This window comes from Streptomyces sp. NPDC057939 (assembly GCF_042887545.1).
Lineage (GTDB): Bacteria > Actinomycetota > Actinomycetes > Streptomycetales > Streptomycetaceae > Streptomyces.
The window spans coordinates 13384-37928 of sequence record NZ_JBHVPG010000028.1 but is presented as its reverse complement, the minus strand read 5'-3'; the positions used below and the strand labels follow the sequence as shown (position 1 = coordinate 37928).

At 71.7% G+C, this 24545-nt stretch carries 19 protein-coding genes; 11 read left to right on the top strand and 8 right to left on the bottom strand.

Going from position 1 to position 24545, the window contains the following annotated elements:
* Window positions 1-20: 20 nt before the first annotated feature.
* The 3 genes from ACFVS6_RS26645 to ACFVS6_RS26635 form a co-directional block, all read right to left on the bottom strand.
* A complete protein-coding gene (locus ACFVS6_RS26645; protein ID WP_389707597.1) occupies window positions 21-194 on the bottom strand; it encodes a DUF6191 domain-containing protein in 174 nt (57 codons plus the stop codon).
* Window positions 195-242: 48 nt separating this feature from the next.
* Window positions 243-1526, bottom strand: a complete 1284-nt coding sequence (locus ACFVS6_RS26640; RefSeq protein ID WP_389707595.1) for a PQQ-dependent sugar dehydrogenase — start codon at window positions 1524-1526, stop codon at window positions 243-245.
* A gap of 179 nt (window positions 1527-1705) precedes the next feature.
* On the bottom strand, window positions 1706-2713 hold the full coding sequence (locus ACFVS6_RS26635) for an aldo/keto reductase (RefSeq protein WP_389707594.1): 1008 nt from the start codon (window positions 2711-2713) through the stop codon (window positions 1706-1708).
* Between the two features lie 73 nt (window positions 2714-2786).
* Here ACFVS6_RS26635 and ACFVS6_RS26630 point away from each other — a divergent pair, with 73 nt between their 5' ends.
* The 6 genes from ACFVS6_RS26630 to serA all read left to right on the top strand — a co-directional run bounded on the left by ACFVS6_RS26630 (window position 2787) and on the right by serA (window position 12521).
* Window positions 2787-3734, top strand: a complete 948-nt coding sequence (locus tag ACFVS6_RS26630; RefSeq protein WP_389707592.1) for a 2-hydroxyacid dehydrogenase — start codon at window positions 2787-2789, stop codon at window positions 3732-3734.
* Between the two features lie 275 nt (window positions 3735-4009).
* A complete protein-coding gene (locus ACFVS6_RS26625) occupies window positions 4010-6883 on the top strand; it encodes a putative bifunctional diguanylate cyclase/phosphodiesterase (protein WP_389707590.1) in 2874 nt (957 codons plus the stop codon).
* A 227-nt stretch (window positions 6884-7110) separates the two neighbouring features.
* On the top strand, window positions 7111-8997 hold the full coding sequence (locus ACFVS6_RS26620; protein WP_389707588.1) for an acetolactate synthase large subunit: 1887 nt from the start codon (window positions 7111-7113) through the stop codon (window positions 8995-8997).
* Between the two features lie 32 nt (window positions 8998-9029).
* A complete protein-coding gene (ilvN, locus tag ACFVS6_RS26615; protein WP_281206935.1) occupies window positions 9030-9554 on the top strand; it encodes an acetolactate synthase small subunit in 525 nt (174 codons plus the stop codon).
* A 102-nt stretch (window positions 9555-9656) separates the two neighbouring features.
* A complete protein-coding gene (gene ilvC / locus ACFVS6_RS26610) occupies window positions 9657-10658 on the top strand; it encodes a ketol-acid reductoisomerase (RefSeq protein WP_281206934.1) in 1002 nt (333 codons plus the stop codon).
* 273 nt (window positions 10659-10931) lie between these two features.
* Window positions 10932-12521 carry a phosphoglycerate dehydrogenase gene (serA, locus tag ACFVS6_RS26605; RefSeq protein ID WP_389707585.1) on the top strand — a complete coding sequence of 530 codons (1590 nt, stop codon included), beginning with the start codon at window positions 10932-10934 and terminating at the stop codon, window positions 12519-12521.
* A 73-nt stretch (window positions 12522-12594) separates the two neighbouring features.
* On the opposite strand, the gene ACFVS6_RS26600 is transcribed toward serA, so the two are convergent.
* Window positions 12595-14136, bottom strand: coding sequence for an MFS transporter (locus tag ACFVS6_RS26600; RefSeq protein ID WP_389707583.1), 1542 nt, complete (start codon window positions 14134-14136; stop codon window positions 12595-12597).
* Window positions 14137-14238: 102 nt separating this feature from the next.
* Between ACFVS6_RS26600 and ACFVS6_RS26595 the strand changes: the two genes are divergently transcribed.
* Window positions 14239-14811 (top strand): TetR/AcrR family transcriptional regulator, encoded by a 573-nt coding sequence (locus ACFVS6_RS26595; RefSeq protein ID WP_389707581.1) that lies wholly within the window; start codon window positions 14239-14241, stop codon window positions 14809-14811.
* A 75-nt stretch (window positions 14812-14886) separates the two neighbouring features.
* On the opposite strand, the gene ACFVS6_RS26590 is transcribed toward ACFVS6_RS26595, so the two are convergent.
* Window positions 14887-15861, bottom strand: a complete 975-nt coding sequence (locus tag ACFVS6_RS26590; protein WP_389707580.1) for an NAD(P)-dependent alcohol dehydrogenase — start codon at window positions 15859-15861, stop codon at window positions 14887-14889.
* A gap of 222 nt (window positions 15862-16083) precedes the next feature.
* Window positions 16084-17388, bottom strand: a complete 1305-nt coding sequence (locus ACFVS6_RS26585) for a PucR family transcriptional regulator (RefSeq protein WP_389707578.1) — start codon at window positions 17386-17388, stop codon at window positions 16084-16086.
* Between the two features lie 178 nt (window positions 17389-17566).
* Here ACFVS6_RS26585 and ACFVS6_RS26580 point away from each other — a divergent pair, with 178 nt between their 5' ends.
* Both ACFVS6_RS26580 and pruA read left to right on the top strand, forming a co-directional pair.
* Window positions 17567-18493 (top strand): proline dehydrogenase family protein, encoded by a 927-nt coding sequence (locus tag ACFVS6_RS26580; RefSeq protein WP_389707577.1) that lies wholly within the window; start codon window positions 17567-17569, stop codon window positions 18491-18493.
* Window positions 18494-18544: 51 nt separating this feature from the next.
* A complete protein-coding gene (gene pruA, locus ACFVS6_RS26575; RefSeq protein ID WP_389707576.1) occupies window positions 18545-20176 on the top strand; it encodes an L-glutamate gamma-semialdehyde dehydrogenase in 1632 nt (543 codons plus the stop codon).
* Between the two features lie 98 nt (window positions 20177-20274).
* Here the strand turns inward: pruA and ACFVS6_RS26570 are convergent, their stop codons facing one another.
* Window positions 20275-20976: a nitroreductase family protein gene (locus tag ACFVS6_RS26570; protein ID WP_389707574.1), complete on the bottom strand. Its 702-nt coding sequence runs from the start codon at window positions 20974-20976 to the stop codon at window positions 20275-20277.
* Between the two features lie 82 nt (window positions 20977-21058).
* On the opposite strand from ACFVS6_RS26570, the gene ACFVS6_RS26565 reads away from it, so the two are divergent.
* Window positions 21059-21859 (top strand): tyrosine-protein phosphatase, encoded by an 801-nt coding sequence (locus ACFVS6_RS26565; RefSeq protein WP_389707572.1) that lies wholly within the window; start codon window positions 21059-21061, stop codon window positions 21857-21859.
* Between the two features lie 2 nt (window positions 21860-21861).
* Window positions 21862-22470 carry a GNAT family N-acetyltransferase gene (locus ACFVS6_RS26560; RefSeq protein ID WP_389707709.1) on the top strand — a complete coding sequence of 203 codons (609 nt, stop codon included), beginning with the start codon at window positions 21862-21864 and terminating at the stop codon, window positions 22468-22470.
* A 48-nt stretch (window positions 22471-22518) separates the two neighbouring features.
* On the opposite strand, the gene ACFVS6_RS26555 is transcribed toward ACFVS6_RS26560, so the two are convergent.
* Window positions 22519-24543: a phosphocholine-specific phospholipase C gene (locus tag ACFVS6_RS26555; protein WP_389707570.1), complete on the bottom strand. Its 2025-nt coding sequence runs from the start codon at window positions 24541-24543 to the stop codon at window positions 22519-22521.
* Between the last annotated feature and the right edge of the window lie 2 nt (window positions 24544-24545).

Sequence of the window (24545 nt, the reverse complement as noted above, 5' to 3'; positions counted from 1 at the left end):
CAGGGTCCGAGAGCGACGGTCTACGTCACGGTGTCACCGGGACTCTCGGAAGGGCGTATGAGAACCCTTCCGGAGTCCAGGTCTATCGGGCCCCGTCCCGGGTCGCCGTCGTTCACGTCGGTCCGGGACAGCTCCAGGCGCTTCTTCTCCTCGTCAGTGTGCTTGCGACCGGGGTTGAACAGTTCCTCGATCATGTTGAACACCGCGCACCGTGCCTTCCGCCCCTCCGGGGCCTCGTCCGGTCACTGCACCTTCAGGGTCAGGATCCTGTCGTCGCCCGACTCCGGCGAACCCCGCCCGTCCGTCTCGCTCGTTACCAGCAGCAGACCGTCCCCACCGAGCGGGACCACCGTGCGCAGCCGCCCGTACTTCCCCTCCAGGAAGGCCTCCGGCTCCGCGACCGGCACGGCTCCGTCCAGCGGGATCCGCCACAACCGCTGACCCTTCAACCCGGCCATCCAGATCGAGCCCTGCGCCCAGGCGATCCCGCTCGGCGAGGCCTCGTCCGTTCTCCACACCGCCACCGGATCACGGAAGCCGGGCTTCGACGCCTTCCCCTCGGCCTCCGGCCAGCCGTAGTTGCCGCCCGGCTCGATCAGGTTCAGTTCGTCCCAGGTGTTCTGCCCGAACTCCGCGGCCCAAAGCCGTTTGTCCTTGTCCCAGGCCAGGCCCTGCACGTTGCGGTGTCCGTACGAATAGACGACGGAGTCCGCCTCGGGATTGCCGTGGACCGGTTCGCCGTCGGGCGTCATCCGCAGGATCTTCCCGCCCAGCGACTTCTTGTCCTGTGCCAGCCCCGTCTCACCGGTCTCACCAGTCCCGGCGTAGAGCATCTTGTCCGGCCCGAAGGCGATCCGGCCCCCGTTGTGGATGACCCCCTTGGGGATGCCCCGGAACACCGTGTCGGGCGCCCCCAGTTGCTGCCCGGGTGCTTTCTGCTCGTCGTAGCGCATGCGGGCGATCCGGTTGTCCGACTCCGTGGTGAAGTACGCGTAGACCAACCGGTCCGTCGCGAACTTCGGGGACAGGGCCAGCCCCAGCAGGCCGCCCTCGCCGCCCGGTGCCACCCCGGGGACCCCGCCGATCCGCGTCACCGCGCCGGTGTCGGCCCGGACCCGGCTGATCGTGCCCTTGTCCCGGGAGGCGACCAGCAGGTCACCGCCGGGCAGCGCCGCCACGCCCCACGGCGACTCCAGGCCCTTGGCGACCTCCCCCGTCACCGTCACGGAGCCCTTCGCGGGAGCCGCCGGGGTCTTCGCCGAGGCCGAGGACCCCGGCGACGCGGACCCGGCCGGCGACGATCCCGGGGGAGAGCCGCCCGCGCCCGCCTGCGCCCCGCCCGACGAGGAGCAGCCCGCCGCCAACAGCGCCCCGCACCCGGCCAGCGCGATCGCGGCCAAGCGGTTGCGCCGGCCCGCGCCGCCCACCTCGTACCGCCCGGGCCGCCGCCCGCGGGGACCGCTCACGCCCCTGACACCGGCGCTCCCGGCGCCCCCGGCGCCGTCCATCCGTCCGTCGTCCCGCATCGCCCTGCTCCCCTCCGTGGCCGCTTGCCTTCCCTCTGTTCCAACAGCCGGGGCAGCCCGTGAAGTTCCACCGCTCGTACACCCGATCGAGTGCACCTGCCTGCCGCGCTCGGCGCGCCCGTCGGCGGGGCGCGCCCGGCGGAGGGGGCTGCCGCCTCCTCCGGCCCGCCCGTGCCCGCTCAGTCCCAGGCTCCCACCGCGGACGGCAGCGCCGCTATCTCCGACAGCTCCGCCGCCGTCAGCCGCACCTCCGCCGCCCGCGCGTTCTCCGCCGCCCACCGGGCCCGCTCGGCCCCCGGCACCGGTATCACGTGCGGCCCCTGCGCCAGTACCCACGCCAGCGCCACCTGCGCGGCCGTGACCTGCGGCCCGTGCCGCAGCGCCACCCGCCGCAGCCCCGCCACCAGCACCTGGTTCGAGGCCATCGCGTGCGCCGTGAACCGCGGGTGCCGGGCCCGCACGTCCGCGTCCTCGAAACCCTGCCCCGGTGTCAGCGTCCCGGTCAGGAACCCGCTGCCCAGCGGCATCGCCGCCAGCACCCCCACACCCCGCGCCGCGCACCACGGCAGCAGCTGCCACGCCGCCTCCGGGGACCACACCGACAGCTCCGCCTGCACCGCCGTCACCGGGAACACCTGCTGGACCCGCTCCAGCCGCCGCAGGGTCGTCCCGTACGCGCGGTCACCGCGCCGTCCGGTGCCCGGCCCGGCCCCCGCGCCCAGCGCGCAGTACCCCAGCGCCCGCACCTTGCCCGCCCCCACCAGCTCCGCCATGGCGCCCCAGGTCTCCTCCACGGGGACGTCCGGGTCCACCCGGTGCAGCTGGTACAGGTCGATGACGTCGGTCCGCAGTCGCCGCAGCGAGGCGTCGCAGGCCCGCCGCACGTAGCCCGGCCGGCCGTCGGCCACCACGTGCTGATCGCCCGCCCGCAACCCGACCTTCGCCGAGACGAAGGCGTCGGCCCGACGCTCCCGCAGGACCCGTCCGACGACCAGCTCGTTGGTGAACGGCCCGTACAGATCGGCCGTGTCCAGCAGGTTCGCCCCCAGGTCCAGCGCCGTGTGCACGGTGCGCAGCGACTCCTCGCCCCGGCGGAGCGACGGCGCGTAGGCCCAGCTCATCGGCATGCAGCCGAGCCCGATGGCTCCCACCGTCAGCGGTCCCGACCCGATCGACCTGCGCTCCACCCCTGCGTCCCCCTCCCGGTCCGGCCCTCAAACTAACGGCTTGATCCGGATCCCTTGGCATAGCCTCGTGATCATGACTGCACCGACCGCCGACGTCTGGCTCCCCTTCCCCGCCGGGGAGATCGACGGCCTGCCCGATTCCTTCCGCTACCGCCGGTGGGACGGCGAGGACGAGTTCCCCGCGGACCCCGCCGCCTGCGTCTTCTACGTCACGCCGTACATGAAGTCCCCGGAGGTGACCCTGCGCCCGCTCGCGGCGATGCCCGACCTGAGGGTCGTCCAGACCCTCACCGCGGGCATCGACCACGTGCTCGGCGGCCTCGCCGACCTCGGCCCCGGCGTACGGCTGTGCAACGCCCGCGGCGTCCACGAGGCCAGCACCGCCGAACTGGCGCTCACCCTGACCCTCGCCTCCCTGCGGGGCATCCCCCGCATGGTGCGCGGCCAGGACCGGGAGGAGTGGCGCGACGGCTTCTACGAGTCGCTCGCCGACAAGTCGGTCCTGATCGTCGGCTACGGATCGATCGGCGCGGCCGTCGAGGACCGGCTGGCCCCCTTCGAATGCGGTCCGGTCAGCCGCGTCGCCCGTTCGGCGCGCACCGCCCCGCACGGTCCGGTGCACGCCCTCGCCGACCTGCCCCGGCTGCTCCCGGCCGCCGACGTGGTGATCCTCTGCACGCCGCTGACCGCGGACACCCGGGGCCTGGCCGGGGCGGACTTCCTCGCCCGGATGAAGGACGGCGCCCTGCTCGTCAACGTCTCCCGCGGTCCCGTCGTCGACACCAAGTCCCTTCTGGCGGAGGTCGGATCGGGCCGGCTGCGGGCCGCGCTCGACGTCACCGATCCCGAACCGCTGCCCGCCGGCCACCCGCTCTGGCACGCCCCGAACGTCCTGATTACCCCTCATGTGGGCGGCAGCAGCTCGGCGTTCGAGCCGCGGGCGAAGCGACTGGTGGCCCGTCAGCTCACCCGTTTCGCCGCCGGTGAGCCGGTGGAGAACACGGTGCTCGTCACGGACTGAGGCGCCCCGCGCGCACGCTCCGCGACCGCCCGCGCGCGGGCAGTGGCCACAACTCCCCTGATGGTGACGGAGAGTAGAGAAGCTATGTCGCTGAGTGACGAAAGTGGTGTATCGTCCGGAAGAAGGGGCTGCGGCGCGTTCGTACGGCGCTGGGGAGTGATCGGACCATTTGGGGGGCGACGGGCGATGCACGGCCAATGGACGAAGGATCCGACGCGGCAGAGCCGCCGAAGGCGACGATGGGGTGCCCCGAAACTGGCCGGCGAGGGGGACCGGTGAGCGCCCCGGGGGCGGCGCTCCTGACCCGGCCCCCCGCCGCGGCGGACGGCGGCCGGGGGCTGGCGGCGCAGCTCCTCCTCGCGGTGGTCAGCGGCGGGTACGCCGTCGGGGCCGCCCTGGGCTGGGGGTCCAAGGAAGTCGCCAAGATCATGGGCGACTTCGGGCTCAGCACGGCGGGCTTACTCGCCGCGGTCTCCTGCTACCACTACGCGCGGACGATCGACCGCCGCGAGCGACCCGCCTGGCTGATGTTCGCCTTCTCCTCGCTCATGGGCGCCCTCGGCAACGCGGTCTGGGGATGGTACGAGGTCATCCTCGGCCAGGAGGTGCCCGAGCCCTCCCTCGCCGACTTCGCCTTCCTCTGCTTCGCGCCGCCCGCCATCGTGGGCCTCCTCGTCCTCGCCAAACGTCCGGTCACCCGGGCCGGCTGGGTCTGCCTCGGACTCGACTCCTGGCTCATCGGCGGTTCGCTCCTGACCCTGTCCTGGAGCCTGGCCCTCGCCAACGCGGCCCGCACCGCGCAGTCGGGAGCCCCGGGCAGCGTGCCGCGCGCCGCGCTCTCGCTCGCGTACCCGCTCCTCGACATCGCCCTCGTGTCGATGGTCCTGGTGCTGCACTTCCGCCGCTCGGCGAACAACCGTTCCGCGGTCAACACGGCCATCGCGGCCCTCGCGCTGACCGTCCTCAGCGACGCCTTGTTCACCTCGCCGCTGCTGAACACGACCTACCGTTCCGGCGAGATCCTCGACGCCGGCTGGTTCGCCGGCTCCCTGCTGCTCGCCTACGCGCCCTGGGGCGCCCGCAGGGCCGAACCGGCCGGCCGGGCCGCGCCCCCGCGCGCCGAGCGGCCGCACAGTCGCCCCATCACCGGCTCCCTGCCCGCCCTCACCCCGTACCTCGCCGCGGCGGTGTGCACCCTCGGGATCCTCTACAACGTCGTGGACGGCCGGAAGGTCGACCGCATGGTCGTCTTCACCGGCTGCACCGTCGTCCTGGCCCTCGTCATCCGCCAGGGCATCATGCTCCTCGACAACATCGCGCTGACCCAGGAACTGGCCCAGAAGGAGAACCACTTCCGCTCCCTGGTCCAGGGCTCCAGCGACGTCATCATGATCGCCGCTCCCACCGGCACCCTGCGCTACGTCAGCCCCGCCGCCGCCGGTGTCTACGGCCGCGAGGCGGAGGAGCTGGTCGGCAGCGAGCTCGCCACCCTGATCCACCCCGACGACCTCGGTCAGGTGGTCCACGAGGTGCGCCGCTTCCTCGCCGCCCAACCGGCGGAGGAACCCACCACGCGCATCGAATGCCGGTTCAGATCGGGCACCGGCGAGTGGCTCAACGTGGAATCCACCGTCAACCGCCACCAGGGCGGGCTCATCCTCAACAGCCGGGACGTCACCGAACGGGTCCGGCTCCAGGCCCAGCTCCAGCACAGCGCCGAACACGACCCGCTGACCGACCTGCCCAACCGCGCCCTGTTCACCCGCCGGGTCCGCCAAGCCCTCACCGGCCGCCGGTCCGGGGACCACAGCACCGCCGTGCTCTTCATCGACCTCGACGGCTTCAAGGCGGTCAACGACACCATCGGCCACCAGGCCGGCGACGAACTGCTCGTCGAGGCCGCACACCGGCTCCAGGCCTCGGTCCGCGCCGGGGACACCGCCGCCCGACTCGGCGGTGACGAGTTCGCCGCCCTCATCCTCGGCGACGGCAGCCGAGACCGCAGCGCCCGGGAGTACCAGGTCCACGAGATCGCCGACCGGCTGCGCACCACCCTCGCCCAGCCCTACCGGATCGCCGGGAGCGAGGTCCGCGTCGCCGCCAGCATCGGCGTCGCCTTCGCGGACCCCGGCATCACCCCTTCGGACCTGATGCGCAACGCGGACCTCGCCATGTACCGGGCCAAGGCCGGCGGCAAGGACCGGGTCGAGCTGTACGCCCCGCAGATGCAGGCCGAGGTGGTCCGCAAGGCGGAGCTCGCCGGCCGGCTGCGCAGCGCGCTCCACGACGGGGAATTCACCCTTCTGCACCAACCCGTGGTCTCACTGGCCACCGGCGAGGTCACGGCCGTGGCCGCGCAGGCCCGCTGGCGTTCCGCGCAGGGCATCCTCTTCACCCCGGCCGAGTTCCTGCGGGTGGCCGAGCACAGCGAGGCGGGCGCCCCCGGGCAGGACGCCGCCCGCAGCGCCGAACTGGGCCGTTGGCTGCTGGCGGAGGCCGTGGAGGAGGCCGCCGAGCGGCACCGCGCCGGACACGACGTACCGGTGGCCGTCCGGATGACCGCCCAGCGTCTGCTGGACCGCTCGATGCCGCGCGGGTCCGTGGAGGCGCTGCTGACCCGCCACGGGCTGCCCTCGGGCGCGCTCGTCCTCGAACTGGCGGCCTCCGACCCCAGAGTGCCCTTCGATGAGCTGGAGCGCCGCCTGACGGCCCTGCACCGGCTGGGCGTACGCATCGCCCTCGACGGCTTCGGCAGCGGTTACGCGGCCATCAGCGCCCTCCGGCGCCTGCCCGTGGACCTCCTGAAACTGGACCGGGGGCTGGTCGAGGGCGTGGTCGAGTCCGCCAGACTGCACAAGATCACTGCCGGACTCTTGCGGATCGCAAACGATCTGGGCATGCAGTCCGTGGCGGACGGCGTGGACCTGCCCGAGCAGGTCATGGCGCTGCGCGCGATGGGGTGCACCCACGGCCAGGGAACGGCGTTCTCCGGCCCACTCGACGAATACAGGCTGCGGCGCGCGCTCGTGCGCGGTACGTTCCCAGTACCGGGCGGTACGGCCCAGCCCGCCTTGGCCGGAGGCTCGTCCGGTGGTTCGATGGTCATCCGTAGAGGCTCAAATAATGAGACGCCCGTCCCACCCGCTTGACATCCACCTCCCGCCGGAGGGAGGGTCAATGCCATGCGCACCCGAATTCTCGTACTTGGAAAGCGCGTCGGCTGAAGCTGGGACCTGCATGTCCCCGCTCAACACTCCCGACGCGCTCCCCTCGCTTGCCACCCGGCACGAGGGGTTTTTTGTTGCACTGGCACACGCCCCCGGCTCTGACCCGGGGGATCCCCGCTCCTCGTAAAACCCTCAGCTTCGAGAAGAGAATGCCGATGACCGAGCAGGCCACCGGGGCCCACCATCCGCAGCCGCGGCCCCGTACGGGTGGACAGCAGTCCACCGCAGTTGAGCACGTCACGGGTGCGCAGTCCCTCATCCGCTCTCTCGAAGAGGTGGGGTGCGACACCGTCTTCGGGATTCCGGGTGGCTGCATCCTCCCCGCGTACGACCCGATGATGGACAGCAAGAAGGTCCGTCACATCCTGGTCCGCCACGAGCAGGGCGCGGGACACGCCGCGACCGGCTACGCGCAGGCCACCGGCAAGGTCGGCGTCTGCATGGCCACCTCCGGCCCGGGCGCCACCAACCTGGTCACCCCGATCGCCGACGCGCACATGGACTCCGTCCCGCTCGTCGCCATCACCGGCCAGGTCTCCTCCAAGGCGATCGGCACGGACGCCTTCCAGGAGGCGGACATCGTCGGCATCACGATGCCGATCACCAAGCACAACTTCCTGGTGACCAAGGCCGAGGACATCGCGAAGACCATCGCCGAGGCCTTCCACATCGCCGCCAGCGGCCGGCCGGGCCCGGTCCTGGTCGACATCGCCAAGGACGCCCTCCAGGCGAAGACCACCTTCTCCTGGCCGCCCACGCAGGACCTGCCCGGCTACCGGCCGGTCACCAAGCCGCACGCCAAGCAGATCCGTGAGGCCGCCAAGCTCATCTGTCAGGCCAAGCGTCCCGTCCTGTACGTCGGCGGCGGCGTCATGAAGTCCGGCGCCACGGCCGAGCTGAAGGTCCTCGCCGAGCTGACCGGAGTCCCGGTCTCGACCACCCTGATGGCCCTGGGCTCCTTCCCCGACAGCCACCCGCTGCACGTCGGCATGCCGGGCATGCACGGCTCGGTCACCGGCGTCACCGCGCTGCAGAAGTCGGACCTGCTGATCGCCCTCGGCACCCGCTTCGACGACCGCGTCACCGGCAAGCTGGACAGCTTCGCCCCCTTCGCCAAGGTCATCCACGCGGACATCGACCCGGCCGAGATCGGCAAGAACCGCGAGGTCGACGTCCCGATCGTGGGCGACGCCCGCGAGGTCATCGCCGACCTGATCCAGGCGGTCCAGGCCGAGCACACCGACGGCAACGCCGGTGACTACAGCGCCTGGTGGAAGGACCTCAACCGCTGGCGCGAGACCTACCCGCTCGGCTACGACCAGCCCGAGGACGGCTCGCTCTCCCCGCAGCACGTCATCGAGCGGATCGGCGCCCTCGCCCCGCAGGGCACGATCTTCACGGCGGGCGTCGGCCAGCACCAGATGTGGGCCTCGCACTTCGTGAAGTACGAGGAGCCCCGCACCTGGCTGAACTCCGGCGGCGCCGGAACCATGGGCTACGCGGTCCCGGCCGCGATGGGCGCCAAGGTCGGCATGCCCGACCGTGCGGTCTGGGCGATCGACGGCGACGGCTGCTTCCAGATGACCAATCAGGAACTGGCCACCTGCGCACTGAACAACATCCCGATCAAGGTCGCCATCATCAACAACGGCGCCCTGGGCATGGTCCGCCAGTGGCAAACGCTGTTCTACAACCAGCGCTACTCCAACACGGTGCTCCACGGCGACGAGACGGGCCACGACACGGTCGGCTCCCAGCTCGGCGAGTCGCTGACCCGCCGCCAGGGCACCCGCGTCCCGGACTTCGTCAAGCTGTCCGAGGCCATGGGCTGCGTCGCGCTGCGCTGCGAGGACCCGGCCGACCTGGACAAGGTCATCGCCGAGGCCAACGCGATCAACGACCGTACGGTCGTCATCGACTTCATCGTCCACGAGGACGCCATGGTGTGGCCGATGGTCGCCGCCGGCACCTCCAACGACGAGGTCCTGGCAGCCCGGGGCGTCCGCCCCGACTTCGGCGACAACGAAGACGACTGAGCCGAGAGAGCCGAAGAGAGAGAACGACTCACATGTCCAAGCACACGCTCTCCGTCCTGGTCGAGAACACGCCCGGCATCCTCGCCCGGATCGCCGCGCTGTTCTCCCGCCGCGGGTTCAACATCGACTCCCTCGCGGTCGGCGTCACCGAGCACCCCGACATCTCGCGCATCACCATCGTCGTGAACGTCGAGGACCTCCCGCTGGAGCAGGTGACCAAGCAGCTGAACAAGCTGGTCAACGTGCTCAAGATCGTCGAGCTGGAGTCGCACAACGCCATCGAGCGCGAACTCGTTCTGGTGAAGGTCAGGGCCGACAACGAGACCCGCTCGCAGATCGTCGAGATCGTCCAGCTGTTCCGCGCCAAGACCGTCGACGTCTCCCCGGACGCCGTCACCATCGAGGCCACGGGCGGCACCGACAAGCTCGGCGCGATGCTCAAGATGCTGGAGCCCTTCGGCATCAAGGAACTGGTCCAGTCCGGCACGATCGCCATAGGGCGTGGCGGCCGGTCCATCACGGACCGCAGCCTGCGCTCGCTCGACCGCAGCGCCTGACGGGCCGGACACGCTCCCGCTCGCATCGCGAGACCAAGAACCTCAGATTCCGTTCCCCGCCGTACGGTGGGTGCAACATCAGCGCACCAAGGAGATATCCCAGTGGCCGAGCTGTTCTACGAGAACGACGCCGACCTGTCCATCATCCAGGGCCGCAAGGTCGCTGTCATCGGATACGGCAGCCAGGGCCACGCCCACGCGCTGTCGCTCCGTGACTCCGGCGTCGACGTCGTCGTCGGCCTCAAGGAGGGCTCGAAGTCCAAGGCCAAGGCCGAGGAGCAGGGCCTGAAGGTCGTCCCGGTGGCCGAGGCGGCCGCATGGGCGAACGTCATCATGATCCTCACCCCGGACCCGCTCCAGGCCGAGATCTACGAGGAGTCCATCAAGGAGCACCTCGAGGAGGGCGACGCGCTCTTCTTCGGCCACGGCTTCAACGTCCGCTACGGCTTCATCAAGCCCCCGGCCAACGTCGACGTCGCCCTGGTCGCCCCGAAGGGCCCGGGCCACCTCGTCCGCCGCCAGTACGAGGAAGGCCGCGGCGTGCCCTGCATCGCCGCCGTCGAGCAGGACTTCACCGGTTCCGCCTTCGCCCTCGCGCTGTCGTACGCGGCCGGCATCGGCGGCACCCGCGCCGGCGTCATCAAGACCACCTTCACCGAGGAGACCGAGACCGACCTGTTCGGTGAGCAGGCCGTCCTCTGCGGTGGCGCCTCCGCCCTGGTCAAGGCCGGTTTCGAGACCCTGACCGAGGCCGGCTACCAGCCGGAGATCGCGTACTTCGAGTGCCTGCACGAGCTGAAGCTCATCGTGGACCTCATGTACGAGGGCGGCCTGGAGAAGATGCGCTGGTCGGTCTCCGAGACCGCCGAGTGGGGCGACTACATCACCGGCCCCCGCGTCATCACCGACGCCACCAAGGCCGAGATGAAGAAGGTCCTCGCGGAGATCCAGAGCGGCGAGTTCGCCAACACCTGGATGGCCGAGTACAAGGCGGGCCTGCCCAAGTACAACGAGTACAAGAAGGCCGACGAGGCGCACCTGCTGGAGACCACCGGCAAGAAGCTGCGCAAGCTGATGAGCTGGGTCGACAACGACGAGAGCTGATCTCGTGGGCGGCGGGGCCGGGACGCGCGTTCCGGCCCCGCCGCGCATCACCGGCTCGGCCGGAAATCAACCCTCGTACGGCACGGATTGTCCACCCCGGCCAATCTCGGACGGGTGATCCTTCCGTACAGGCGGAATTCCGCTGTGGATCCGCTACTACACTGCTCAACACAACGCGTCAGGCCCACAGTGTCGTGCGTCTTCCACGCGGCTACCCCCTCCACGCCTGCGGCCGTCGGGACGGCCGTCCGCACTGGACTTGTGAGGACCCACGTGAGCTCGAAACCTGTCGTACTCATCGCCGAAGAGCTGTCGCCCGCCACGGTGGACGCGCTCGGTCCGGACTTCGAGATCAGGCACGTGAACGGCGCCGACCGCGCCGCGCTGCTGCCCGCGATCGTCGATGTCGACGCGATCCTGGTCCGTTCCGCCACCAAGGTGGACGCCGAGGCCATCGCGGCCGCCAAGAAGCTGAAGGTCGTCGCCCGAGCCGGTGTCGGCCTCGACAACGTCGACGTCTCCGCCGCCACCAAGGCCGGCGTGATGGTCGTCAACGCGCCGACCTCGAACATCGTGACCGCCGCCGAGCTCGCCTGCGGCCTGCTCGTCGCCACGGCCCGTCACATCCCGCAGGCCAACACCGCCCTGAAGAACGGCGAGTGGAAGCGGAACAAGTACACGGGCGTCGAGCTCAGCGAGAAGGTCCTCGGCGTCGTCGGCCTCGGCCGCATCGGTGTCCTGGTCGCCCAGCGCATGTCGGCCTTCGGCATGAAGATCGTCGCGTACGACCCCTACGTGCAGCCCGCGCGCGCCGCCCAGATGGGCGTCAAGATGCTGGCGCTGGACGAGCTCCTGGAGGTCGCCGACTTCATCACCGTGCACCTGCCCAAGACCCCCGAGACCCTCGGTCTCATCGGGGACGAGGCCCTGCACAAGGTGAAGCCGTCCGTCCGCATCGTCAACGCCGCGCGCGGCGGGATCGTGGACGAGGCCGCCCTGTACGCGGCCATCAAGGAGGGTCGCGTCGCCGGAGCCGGCCTCGACGTGTACGCGAAGGAGCCCTGCACGGACTCCCCGCTCTTCGAGCTCGACCAGGTCGTCTGCACCCCGCACCTCGGCGCGTCCACGGACGAGGCCCAGGAGAAGGCCGGTGTCTCGGTCGCCAAGTCGGTGCGCCTCGCGCTCGCCGGTGAGCTCGTTCCCGACGCGGTCAACGTCCAGGGCGGCGTCATCGCCGAGGACGTCCGGCCGGGTCTGCCGCTCGCCGAGAAGCTCGGCCGCATCTTCACCGCCCTCGCGGGCGAGGTCGCGGTCCGCCTCGATGTCGAGGTCTGCGGCGAGATCACCCAGCACGACGTCAAGGTGCTGGAACTGTCCGCGCTCAAGGGCGTGTTCGAGGACGTCGTCGACGAGACGGTCTCCTACGTCAACGCCCCGCTGTTCGCGCAGGAGCGCGGTGTCGAGGTCCGCCTCACCACCAGCTCGGAGTCCCCGGACCACCGCAACGTGGTGACCGTCCGCGGCACCCTGTCGGACGGTCAGGAGGTCTCGGTCTCCGGCACCCTGGCGGGCCCGAAGCACCTGCAGAAGCTCGTGGGCGTCGGCGAGTACGACGTGGACCTGGCCCTGGCCGACCACATGATCGTGCTGCGCTACACCGACCGTCCCGGCGTGGTCGGCAAGGTCGGGCAGCTGCTCGGCGAGGCCGGTCTGAACATCGCGGGCATGCAGGTCGCCCGTGCCGAGGAGGGCGGCGAGGCGCTCGTCGTCCTCACCGTCGACGCGGAGGTCCCGGTGGACGTCCTCGCGACCATCTCGGCCGAGATCGGGGCCGCTTCGGCCCGTACGGTCAACCTCGTCTGAGCGGAACCACCAGCGACACAAGGGCCCGGGGTGCACACCCCGGGCCCTTGCGCGTACCCCCGTCCCGAACGGCTCAGAGGGCCGGTACCGGGGGAGTCCCGGCCGGTTCGGTGTCGGCGGGGGCGTTCCCCGCGGCGCCCCGCAGCAGGACCGGTGTCAGCACCGCCGCGCCCAGCAGGAGGGCCGCCCCGCCCCAGGCCGCGTATTGCATGCCGTGCACGAAGGCCTCGCGGGCCAGGGCCAGGAGCTGTTCGCCCGCCCCGCCGCCGAGTTGCCCGGCCGTGGAGACCGCGCCGCCCAGGGTCTCCCGCACGGCCGGGTCCGTACCGGCCAGGTCGCCGCGGTAGACCGCGGTGCCCAGGCTGCCCAGCAGGGCCATGCCGAGCGCCCCGCCGAACTCCTGACCCGTCTCCAGCAGGGAGGCGGCCGAACCGGCCTTCTCGGCGGGGGCGGCGGCCAGCGCCATGTCGGAGACCAGGGACATCACGGTGACGATGCCGGCGGCCAGTACCCCGGAGGCGGTCAGGAGCAGCCACAGGGAATCGGTGCCGGTGAGGGCCATCAGCGCGAACCCGGCCGCCGCGAGGGCGAACCCGCCGGCGATGACGTGGGCGCGGGGGATCCTGCGTGCCAGGGCCGCGCCGGCCGGGGCGGCGGCGCCGATGAGGAGCGAGGGGGCGAGGCTCCACAGGGCCGCCTCCAGGGTGCCCATGCCGAGGACGGACTGCAGGTACTGGGTGGTGAAGTAGGCCGAGCCCATCATGGCGAAGGCGGCGATCGCGTTGAGCCCGATGCCCGCCCCGAAGCCGCGCCCCCGGAACAGGGAGCGGTCGATCATCGCGTCGGTCCGGGAGCGCTGGCGGCGGACGAAGACGTACCCGAAGACGGCCCCGACGGCGAGGCAGCCCAGGCGGAAGGCGTCGAAGCCCTCGGCGGCGATCTCCTTCAGCCCGTACACCACCGGCAGGACGGCGGCCATGGACAGCGGGACGCCCAGCAGGTCGAAGCGGCCGGGGGCCGGGTCCTTGAACTCCGGTACCAGTACCGGGACCAGGACCAGCAGGAGCAGCATCGCGGGGACGTTGATGAGGAAGACCGAACCCCAGTGGAAGTGGTTCAGCATCACCCCGCTCAACACCGAGCCGAGGGCGATGCCGCCGGTCATGGCGCCGGACCAGATCGCGATGGCCTTGCCGCGCTGCGCGTCGTCCTGGAAGAGGTTGCGCACGAGGGCCAGCGTGGACGGCATCAGGGTCGCGCCGCCGATGCCCAGCAGCACGCGGGCCGCGATGAGCATCTCGGCACTGGTGGCGTACGCGGCCGCGACGGAGGCCAGGCCGAAGGCTGTCGCGCCGATCAGCAGCAGCCTGCGGCGGCCGATGCGGTCGCCCAGGGAGCCCATCGTGATCAGCAGTCCGGAGAGGGCGAAGGCGTAGCTGTCGAAGATCCAGAGCTGCTGGGAGGCGCTCGGGTCGAGCTCCCGGGTGATGGCCGGGATGGCGAAGTAGAGGACGGACACGTCCATCGCGACCAGGAGCAGGGGCAGCAGGAGGACGGTGAAGGCGGTCCATTCGCGGCGGCCGGCGAGGCGCGCCGTGGCGGCGGGGTTCGTCATGAGCAGGAATGTACAGCCGTCATAAACGAATGTCTATGACGATTGTATGGAACGTCTGTCTGGAACTTCTGTCTGGGACGGGTGTCTTGCTACCGTGGCGGCATGGGACATCGTGAAGATCTGCTCGAAGGCGCCAAGAAGTGCCTGGCCGAGAAGGGGTTCGTGCGCACCACGGCGCGCGACATCGTCAGCGCGTCCGGGACCAACCTGGCGTCGATCGGCTACCACTACGGCTCCAAGGACGCCCTCCTCGCGCAGGCGTTCATCGTCCTGATGGAGGAGTGGGGCGAGGGCTTCCAGACCGGGCTCGGTGAGGACGCGGACTTCCCGGACCGGTTCCGGGCGCTGTTCGAGGGGGTCCTGGACCGGCGCGAGGAGACGGCGCCGATCTGGGCTGCCAGCCTCGAAGTGGCCCTGGACCGGGACCGGATGCCGGAGCTGCGCGCCCTGCTCGCCGCCTCGCAGGGCGACGGCCGCAAGGGCCTGATCGCGATGATGACGGGCGTCCGGGAGGAGGACATCACCGAACGCGAGGTCCGTACGGTCGGGGCCGTCTACCAGGCGCTGCTCAACGGCCTGATGGTCCAGTGGCTGTTCGACCCCGCGAGCGCCGCCACCCCGGAGGAGTTCACGGAAGGCATGCGGCGCGTGGCGCAGGGGTTCAACGCGTCCTGACGGGAGCGGGGTTCGAGCCCGCCGGGCCGGCAGTCCCGGGGCCCGACGGGGATGCGACGGCGGCGGGGTGTCACGTCACACGGTGATGACGACCTTCGCGCGCGCGTGCTCCACCTCCACGTACCGGATCGCCTCCGGCACCTCGGCCAGCGGGTACGTCCGGTCGATGACGGGGGTGACCAGGCCGTCCTCCACGAACGCGCGCAGCGCCGCGAGGTTCTCCCCGTCCGGCGCGGCGGTGAGCACGGCGAGCCGGTGCCGGGAGAAGCGGGACAGCGCCTGCCCCTTGAGGAGGAGTCCCATCGGACCGAACAGGCTGCCGCCCCCGGACACCCCGCCGCCGGACAGGACGAGCGTTCCGGTGGGGGTCAGCACGCGCCGGCAGTCGGCCAGGGAACGGTTGCCCACCAGGTCGAGGACGAGGTCGTAGCGCGGCCCCCCGAGGGCGAAGTCCTCCCGGGCGTAGTCGATGACGTGGTCCGCGCCCAGCGAGCGGACCAGTTCCGCGTTGCGCGTGCTGCACACGCCGGTCACCTCCGCGCCGAGCGCCCTCGCGATCTGCACGGCGAACGTCCCCACACCGCCCGACGCCCCGTTGACCAGGACCCGTTGGCCCGGCCCCACCCGGCCGCGGTCCCGCAGCCCCATCAGGGCCGTGTTCCCCGCCAGCGGCAGCGCCGCCGCCTCCTCGAAGCCCAGGCCGGCCGGCTTGAGCTCCACCACGTCCTCCGAGGCGGCCACGTACTCGGCGAACGCCCCGTCGGCCTCGCCGAACACCTCGTCGCCGGGTCTCCACCGGGTCACGTCGCGGCCCGCGGCCACCACCCGGCCCGCGAAGTCCGTACCCCGGATCCCGACCTTGGGTCTGCCGAGCCCCAGGACCAGGCGGGCCACGTACGGGTCCCCGCGCATCAGGTGCCAGTCGCGGGCGTTCACCGAGGCTGCGTGGACCCGTACCAGCACCTCGTGATCGGCGACCGCGGGCCGGTCGACCTCCCGCAGCTCCAGCACGTCGGGGGAGCCGTACCGGTCCTGGACGATCGCCTTCATCACGCCTCCGCACCGCACGCGGCCGGTGCGGAAAGGTTCGGCCGACCGGAGGTCGACGCTGCGGGTGACGGTAGGCGAACGCGGTCCGCAGCGGAATGGGGGGCGCCCCCGGGGTCCGTCGGCACACTTCGCTCCGCCCCGCGACGGAGTCCGACGACGGGCCCCGGGGTTCCTCGCGGCCCGACCGATTCGCGGCCCGGTCGATTCGCGGCGGGGACGGGTTCAGTGGTGGAGGCGTGAGGCCTTGAGGGCCATGTGGAGCAGGAGGCGGTCCTCGCCCTCGTCGAGGTCGAGGCCGGTCAGCTGCTCGACCTTGCCGAGCCGGTAGTACAGCGTCTGGCGGTGCACCCCGAGGGCCGCCGCCGCGCGGCCCGCCTGGCCGGCGCAGTCGAGGAACACCTCGGCCGTGCGCGCCAGTTCGCGGTGGGCGGGGCCGAGCAGGGTCCGGGCGGCCGGATCGTCCGCCGGGCCGGCCGGGAGCGCCGCGAGCATCCGGTACGGGCCGATCCGCGACCACTGGGCCACGGGGCCCAACCGCGGCTGGGCGGTGGCGGCCCGCGCCGCCGCGGTGGCCTGCGCCCAGGCCGCCGGCAGTTCCGCGAGGGCCCGGACCGGATCGGACACGCCCGCGTTCATGCCCCCGGCCCGCGAGCCCGCCGCGGCACCGACCGGCGGAGCGGAGCCCGACGGCGCGGTGGCCGGCTTCGCGGTCCGGGAGCCGCCGGGGGTCGCCACCTGCACCGCGCCGGTCGGCTCCGTCGCGCGCGGCAGCAGTCGCCCCAGGGCGGTCAGGGCCGGGGCCATGGCGTCCGTACCGCGCATCCGGACCAGCGCCGCGAGTCGCCCGCCGGCCTCCTGGTCCTGCGCCGGAACCACGCACACCGCCGCCGCGCCCGGGACCGACTGGGGGAGCTCCCCGACCCACGGCGACACGCACACCACCGTGTGCGGGCCCTCCCCGCCCGCCCCGAGGGCGAGCCGCAGCGCGGCCACCGCCATGTCCTGTTGCCAGCCGCGCCCCGCGGTGAGCACCGCGAGGAACTCCCGCGACAGGTCGGCGCCCGCCTTGGCCTCCTGCGCGAGCAGTACGCCGATCCGCTGGGCCACCTCCATGGCGGCCGCCAGCTCCCGCGGCCCGGGTCCGGCGGCCGCGGCGTCCGGGCCCTCCTGGTCGAGGAGCCACACGTAGCCCTGCACGATGCCCCGGTAGCGCACCGGCAGGCAGATCCGCCCCCGGAACACGCCCGCGTCGGGCGCGGCGGGGATCCGCACGGGGCCCGTGGCGCGGGCGATGCCGAAGCCCTCGAACCAGGACCGGACGGCGGAGGTCGACTGCCGGGTCAGGATCGAACGGGTCCGGACGGGGTCCAGGACGAGCTCGCCGCCCTCGCTGTCGCTGTCGTGCGCGCCGAAGGCGATCAGGCGGAAGTCCCGGTTCTCCAGCGTCGCGGGGGCGCCGAGGAGCGCGGAGATCTCGTCCACCAGGTCCTGGTACTCGTCCTTCACCCGGACATTCTCCCACCCCACGACCGGTCCTTCAGACAGATGTATGAGATCCGGGCCACGGATGCGTGACAGCTGTCGATGGCCGAGGATCGTGGGGATCCTTAGGTTTCACGGTGGTTTTACTTGCGTTTTCCCTACGGCCCCGATCCATCCGGTAACGGACCGTACGTCTGCTTCTGCCACCCGTTGGAGGTGCCCCGTGCTGGGTCCCGCGATCCTCGCCGCTTCGCGCAGCGACAAGATGCGCCGAATCGTCTCTGCCGCCCCGGTGACCAAGCCCGTGGTGAACCGGTTCATCCCCGGTGAGACGGTCGACCAGGTCATCCCGATCGTCGAGGAACTCACGCGGAAGGGCCTGGAGGTCACGCTCGACGTCGTCGGTGAGGACATCACCGCCGTCGAGCAGTCCCACGCCGCCCGTGACGCCTACCTCCTGCTCATCGAGCGGCTGGCCGAGCTCGGCCTGGGCGGGACGGTCGAGATGTCGGTCAAGCTGTCGATGTTCGGACAGGCGCTGGAGGGCGGTCACGAGCTGGCCCTCGCCAACGTCCGCCCGGTCGTCGAGGCCGCCGCGGCCATCGGCACCACCGTCACCCTCGACGCCGAGGACCACACCACCCTCGACTCGATGTTCGCCATCCATGAGGAGTTGCGCCGGGACTTCCCGCAGACGGGCTGCGTGATCCAGGCCTACCTGTTCCGCACGGAGGCCGACGCCCACCGACTGGCCGCCGCGGGCAGCCGCGTCCGGATCGTGAAGGGCGCCTACAAGGAGCCCGCCGAGGTCGCGTACCTCGACAAGGCCGAGATCGACAAGGCCTACGTCCGGATCATGAAGATCCTGATGGAGGGCGAGGGCTACCCGATGATCGGGTCCCACGACCCGCGCCTGATCGCCATCGCCCAGGAACTGGCCCGGCAGGCCGGGCGCAAACTGGACGAGTACGAGTTCCAGATGCTGTACGGCATCCGCAGCGAGGAGCACCTGCGGCTCGCCGCCGAGGGCCACCGGATGCGCGTCTACACCGCGTACGGCACGGACTGGTACGGATACTTCATGCGCCGCCTCGCGGAGAAGCCGGCCAACCTGCTGTTCTTCCTCCGCTCGATGATCACCAAGAACTAGGCACCCCACTAGCTCAAGGCCCGTCCCCCTAGCTCAAGGAGTTCCCGCCCCATGGATGCTGTGACCCAGGTCCCCGCGCCCGTCAACGAGCCGGTTCACTCGTACGCCCCCGGCAGCGCCGAGCGCGCGCGTCTCGAAATCCAGCTCAAGCAGCTGTCCGAGAACCCGATCGACCTCCCGATGACCATCGGTGGCGTCAAGCGGATGGGTGGCGGCGAGCGCTTCGACGTGGTCCAGCCGCACGACCACAAGTCCGTCATCGGCACCTACGCCAACGCCACCGAGGCCGACGCCCAGGAGGCCGTCGACGCCGCCCTGGCCGCCGCCCCCGCCTGGCGCGCGATGGACTTCGACGACCGTGCCGCGATCATCCTGCGCGCCGCCGAGCTGCTGGCCGGCCCGTGGCGCGAGAAGCTGGCCGCGTCCACCATGCTGGGCCAGTCCAAGACCGCCCAGCAGGCGGAGATCGACACTCCCTGCGAGCTCGTCGACTTCTGGCGCTTCAACGTCCACTTCGCCCGGCAGATCCTCGCCGAGCAGCCCGCCGCGAACTCCGCGGGCGTGTGGAACCGCAGCGACCACCGTCCGCTCGAGGGCTTCGTCTACGCGATCACGCCGTTCAACTTCACGGCCATCGCCGGCAACCTGCCGACCGCCCCGGCCCTGATGGGCAACGTGGTCGTCTGGAAGCCGTCCCCGACGCAGACGCACTCCGCGGTCCTGCTGATGGAGGTCCTGGAGGCGGCCGGTCTGCCCAAGGGCGTCATCAACCTGGTGACCGGCGACGGCATCGCCGTCTCCGAGGTGGCCCTGAACCACCCCGAGCTCGCCGGCATCCACTTCACCGGCTCGACCAAGACCTTCCAGTACCTGTGGAAGACCGTCGGCAACAACATCGAGAAGTACAAGTCCTACCCGCGTCTGGTCGGCGAGACCGGCGGCAAGGACTTCGTCGTCGCGCACCCCTCCGCCGACCACGCCATCCTGAAGACCGCCCTGACCCGCGGCTCCTTCGAGTTCCAGGGCCAGAAGTGCTCGGCCTCCTCGCGCGCCTACGTTCCGGCCTCCATCTGGAACGCCGGCTTCAAGGAGAGCTTCGCGGCCGAGGTCGACGGCATCACCATGGGTGACGTCCGCGACCTGGACAACTTCATCGGCGCGGTCATCGACGAGCGTTCCTTCGCGAAGAACAAGGCCGCGATCGACCGTGCGAAGGCCGACCCGACCTGCACGATCGTCGCCGGCGGCACCTACGACGACGCGGAGGGCTACTTCGTCCGCCCGACCGTCATCGAGTGCACCGACCCGGAGAACGAGGTCTTCACGACCGAGTACTTCGGCCCGATCCTCGCGGTCCTCGTCTACGAGGACGACAAGTACGACGAGATGCTGGCGCAGATGGAGTCCGTCTCGGCCTACGCCCTGACCGGCGCCGTCATCGCGCAGGACCGCTACGCGGCCGCCGACACGACGGAGAAGCTCCGCTTCGCGGCGGGCAACTTCTACATCAACGACAAGTCGACCGGCGCCGTCGTCGGCCAGCAGCCCTTCGGCGGCGGCCGCGCCTCGGGTACGAACGACAAGGCGGGCGCGGCCTCGAACCTGCTGCGCTGGACCTCGACGCGCTCCATCAAGGAGACCCTGGTCCCGCCGACCGAGTACGGCTACCCGCACATGGGCTGATCACGGCCCACCGCTGAACCCCGCCCCCGCTCCGGTACCCCCAAGTCCGGAGCGGGGGCGGTTCCGGTTCTCCGACCGGTACCGGTGCCGGCAACCGCTCAGACCTCGACCATGACCTGGTCCAGGGACTTGCGCACCAGGTCCGGCACCTCGCAGTCGTCGGCCGGGTAACCCACCGGGATGACCGCGAACGCCTTCTCGTTCTCCGGGCGGTTCAGGACGTGCCCGAGGAAACGCATCGGGCTCGGGGTGTGGATCAGCGCGGAGAGCCCGCTGAGGTGGAGGGCGGAGAGCAGCATGCCGACCGCGATGCCGACCGACTCGTCCACGTAGTAGTGCTTGCGCTTCGCGCCGTCCGGGCCGAGCCAGTAGCGCTGTTGGAACACCACGATCAGCGCGGGCGCGTCCGTCAGGTGGGTCTTCACGGCGTCCGTGCCGATGGGGCGCAGCGCGGCGAGCCATTCGTCGCCCAGCCGACCGTCGTAGGAGATCTGCTCCTCCTGTTCGGCGGCGGCGCGGATCTGCCGGCGGACGGTCGGGTCCTTCACCAGGACGAACGTCCACGGTTGTTGGTGCGCGCCGGAAGGGGCGGTGGCCGCGCAGGCGACGGCGTCGCGGACGACCTGCTCGGGCACCGGATCGGAGGAGAACTGGCGTACAGTCCGCCGCTCGTCCATCCGTTCCCTCAGTTCCGCGGCCCGCGCGAGGGATTCCCGGCTCGGCATGCGCGCCGGCCGGTAGGCGACGGGCCGGTAGGGCCGGCCGTGGGTGGGCGTCCACTGCTGCGTTTCTGGCGACATGGGCAGATCTTCCGTCCGCGCAACCGCCCGAGGCCAGCGGCACGTCATCACCTCATGTCCGTTGTGTACTGACAGGGGGGCTATGACCGTGGCGAACGTCGGTCGATTCGTGGATTGGGAAGGCTGCTTCAACGCCCGTGACCCGGGCGGGGCGGGAGCACTGCGACCGGGCCGCCTCGTACGGGCCGACAGCCTCGACGGACTGACCTCCCGGGGCTGGACCGCGGTGGCCGCGCACGGGGTGCGGACCGTCATCGACCTGCGGAACGACGACGAGCGGGGAGTGGACCAATCCCCGCGACCGGCCGGTACGACGACCCTGCGGATCCCCCTCGACGGCATCGAGCACCGGGACTTCCGGGACGTGTGGTGGGGCACTCCGGGATTCGGCACCCCCGCGTATTTCCGGCCTTTCCTGGAGCGCTTCCCCGACCGGGTCGCGGCCGTGGCCCGCGCCGTCGCGGATGCCGCGCCGGGCGGGGTCGCCTTCCACTGCGGCCTGGGCCGCGACCGCACGGGGATCATCGCGCTCGTCCTGCTGCGGTTGGCCGGCGCGACCCCGCGGGAGGTCGCGGACGACCACGGGCTGAGCGAGCCGAGGGTGCGCGCCCGGTACGCGGCGCGGGGCGAGCGGTACGACCCCGCGGAGATCGAGGAGTACGTCACCGGCCTCGGCACCACCGTGCACGCCCTCGCCGGTGACGCCGCCCGGTGGCTGGACGCCGGGGAGTACCTGCGCGCGGCCGGATTGAACGGCGCCGAACTCGCACGGCTGCGCGACCGGCTCACCGGGCCACGACCCGCGGCGGCGCTGGTACCGTCCCCCGGCGGGACCCGCGGCGCGCCAGGAGCCGCCGGCCGACCGCTGGAGGACGAGCAGTGACCGTGACCCTGACGCTGACCCACACCGCCGGGCTCGGCCCCGGTGAACGGCGCGAGATCCGGGCCCTGCTCGACGCGGCCTTCGACGGGGACTTCGCCGACGAGGATTTCGAGCACGCCCTCGGCGGGATGCACGTCCTGCTGCGCGAAGGCGACCCCGACGACCCCCACGACACCCACGACCCGAACGGCCCGAACGGCCCGAACGGTCCGGCCGGTTCCGCCGGCGCACTCGTCGCGCACGGCAGCGTCGTGCAGCGGCGGGTCCTGCACGGCGGCCGGGCCCTGCGCACCGGCTACGTCGAGGCCGTGGCCGTGCGGTCCGACCGGCGTCGGCGCGGGCTCGCCGGGCAGGTCATGGCCGAGCTGGAGCGGGTGATCGGCGGGGCGTACGTGCTGGGCGCCCTCTCGGCGTCCGAAGCCGGGGCGGCCCTGTACGAGGGCCGCGGCTGGCGCCCGTACCCCGGCCGGATCGGCGTCCTCGGACCGACCGGCCCCGAACGGCTGGCCGACGAGGAGGGCTCCACCTACGTCTGGACGCCGGCGGGCGCGGCCCCGCCGGACCCGACCGGGCGGCTCGACTTCGACTGGCGCGACGGCGACGTCCTCTAGCCGTGGCCGTGGCCGTACCGGGGCCGCCCGGCCGCCGGACCGCACGGGCTACCCCGAGACGCTGGGCGCGCCCGTCTCGATGTGGCCGGTGTAGCGGCGGGACCAGGTGCCGTCGTTGTCCGCGAGGATCGTGAAGTCGTACCAGCCCTTGCTGTAGGCGACCGCGTTGAAGAAGTCCTCGCGGGAGGAGTTCGCCGGGACGGTGTACGTCCACGGCCCGTCCGTGCGGTAGGCGTTCGCCCGGACGGTGAAGGTGACCGGGGAGGCCGACGCGTTGGTCATCCTGAAGTACACCGCCGTTTTCCCGGTGCCCGGCTCGACCGCGTAGCGGGCCGCGACCTCGACCGCCCTGCCGGGCTTGGAGGCGTCGCCGATGAAGCGGCGCAGGAAGCGGTTCGGGCCGTACATCGAGATGTCGTACTTGCCGGAGCCGTGCCCGAGGCCGATGTGGAACCAGTCGGAGCCGGTGGCCCCCGCGTCGACCGTGTACTGCCAGGCGGCCGTGTCCCGGTGCTGGTGGGGGTGGATCGAGAAGTGCGCGGGCCGCTTCGCCTGCCCGCCCTGGTTGGACATCGAGAAGTGGGCCGTGATCTGCCCGGCGGCTCCGAACTCCAGTCGGTCCAGGTTGCCGTTGACCTGGTAGGGCAGGGCGCGCGCCGGACGCGTGCCCGACTCCTGCGTCGGCAGGGCGTTGTCCTGCGGGGTCGGGTTGGGGAGCGGGGCGCAGGTCGACTGCCCGATCACCTTGGCGGTCGAGGGGAGGGCGCCGGGGACTCCGTACACGGGGCGCGCGAAGTCGAAGACACCGGTCAGGTCGCCGGTCACCCTGCGGCGCCAGGCGCTGATGTTCGGACAGGTCGCCGGCGTGCCGAGGGCCGTCGTCCAGGTCTCCATGAACCGCAGGACGGAGGTGTGGTCGAAGACCTCGGAGCTGACCCAGCCGCCGCGGGTCCACGGGGACATCACGAGCATCGGGACCCGGAAGCCGAGCCCGATCGGCAGGCCGTCGAGGTACTCGCCGGGCGTCCCGGGCGGGGCGACCGGCGGCGGGACGTGGTCGAAGAACCCGTCGTTCTCGTCGTAGTTGAGGAACAGGACGGTGGAGTCGAAGACCTCCGGGTCGGCGGCGAGTGCCCGGTACACCAGGTCCACGAAGTGCGCGCCGTCGCCGGGCGGGGCGTACGGGTGCTCCGAGAAGGCCTCGTTCGCCACGACCCAGGAGACCTGCGGGAGGGTGCCCGCGACGACGTCCGCGCGGATGGCGGCGGCGATGTCGTCCGGGGTGGAGCCCGTGACGCGCGGGACGGAGGCCATGCCCCGGTCGTGCAGCGGGTCGCCGGGGGCCGCGTCCGTGAACTTCTTGAAGTAGGCCAGGCCGTTGTCCCCGTAGTTGTCCTGGGCGTTCTGGTACACCTTCCAGCTCATGCCGGCCCGCTGGAGGGCCTCGGCGTACGTCTCCCAGGTCAGCCCCCTCTCCTCGCCGCCGTCCTTGCTGGTGGCGTCGATCGCACCGCTCCACAGGAAGGTCCGGTTGGGGCCGGTGGCGCTGAGGGCCGAGCAGAAGTAGGCGTCGCAGATCGTGTAGTGGTCGGCGAGCGCGTAGTGGAACGGTATGTCGCCGCGATCCAGGTATCCGAGGGTCCGGGTCTGGCCGACGCCGGTGACCCAGTTGTCCATCCGGCCCTTGTTCCAGGCGGCGTGCTGCGAGGTCCAGCTGTGGGGCAGGTCGCCGGTGCACTGGGCCAGGGTCTCGCTGTCGGCGCCGCCGGCGGGCGGGGTCGCGGACAGCTTCCACGGGTACTGTCGGCCGCCCCAGTTGGGCTGGTTGAAGGTGCCCCAGCCGCCGGGGATGTTGCCGGCGGCGCGGTCGGCGAAGCCGCGGACGCCCTTGAGCCGGCCGAAGTAGTGGTCGAAGCTGCGGTTCTCCTGCATGAGGATCACCACGTGCTTCACGTCGGTGATCGTGCCGGTCGCGGCGGCGGCCGCCGCCGACGCCCCGACCGAGGGCAGCGTCGCCCCCGCCACGAGCCCCGCTCCGATGCCCACGAACCCTCTGCGGCTGATCGGTGTCACTG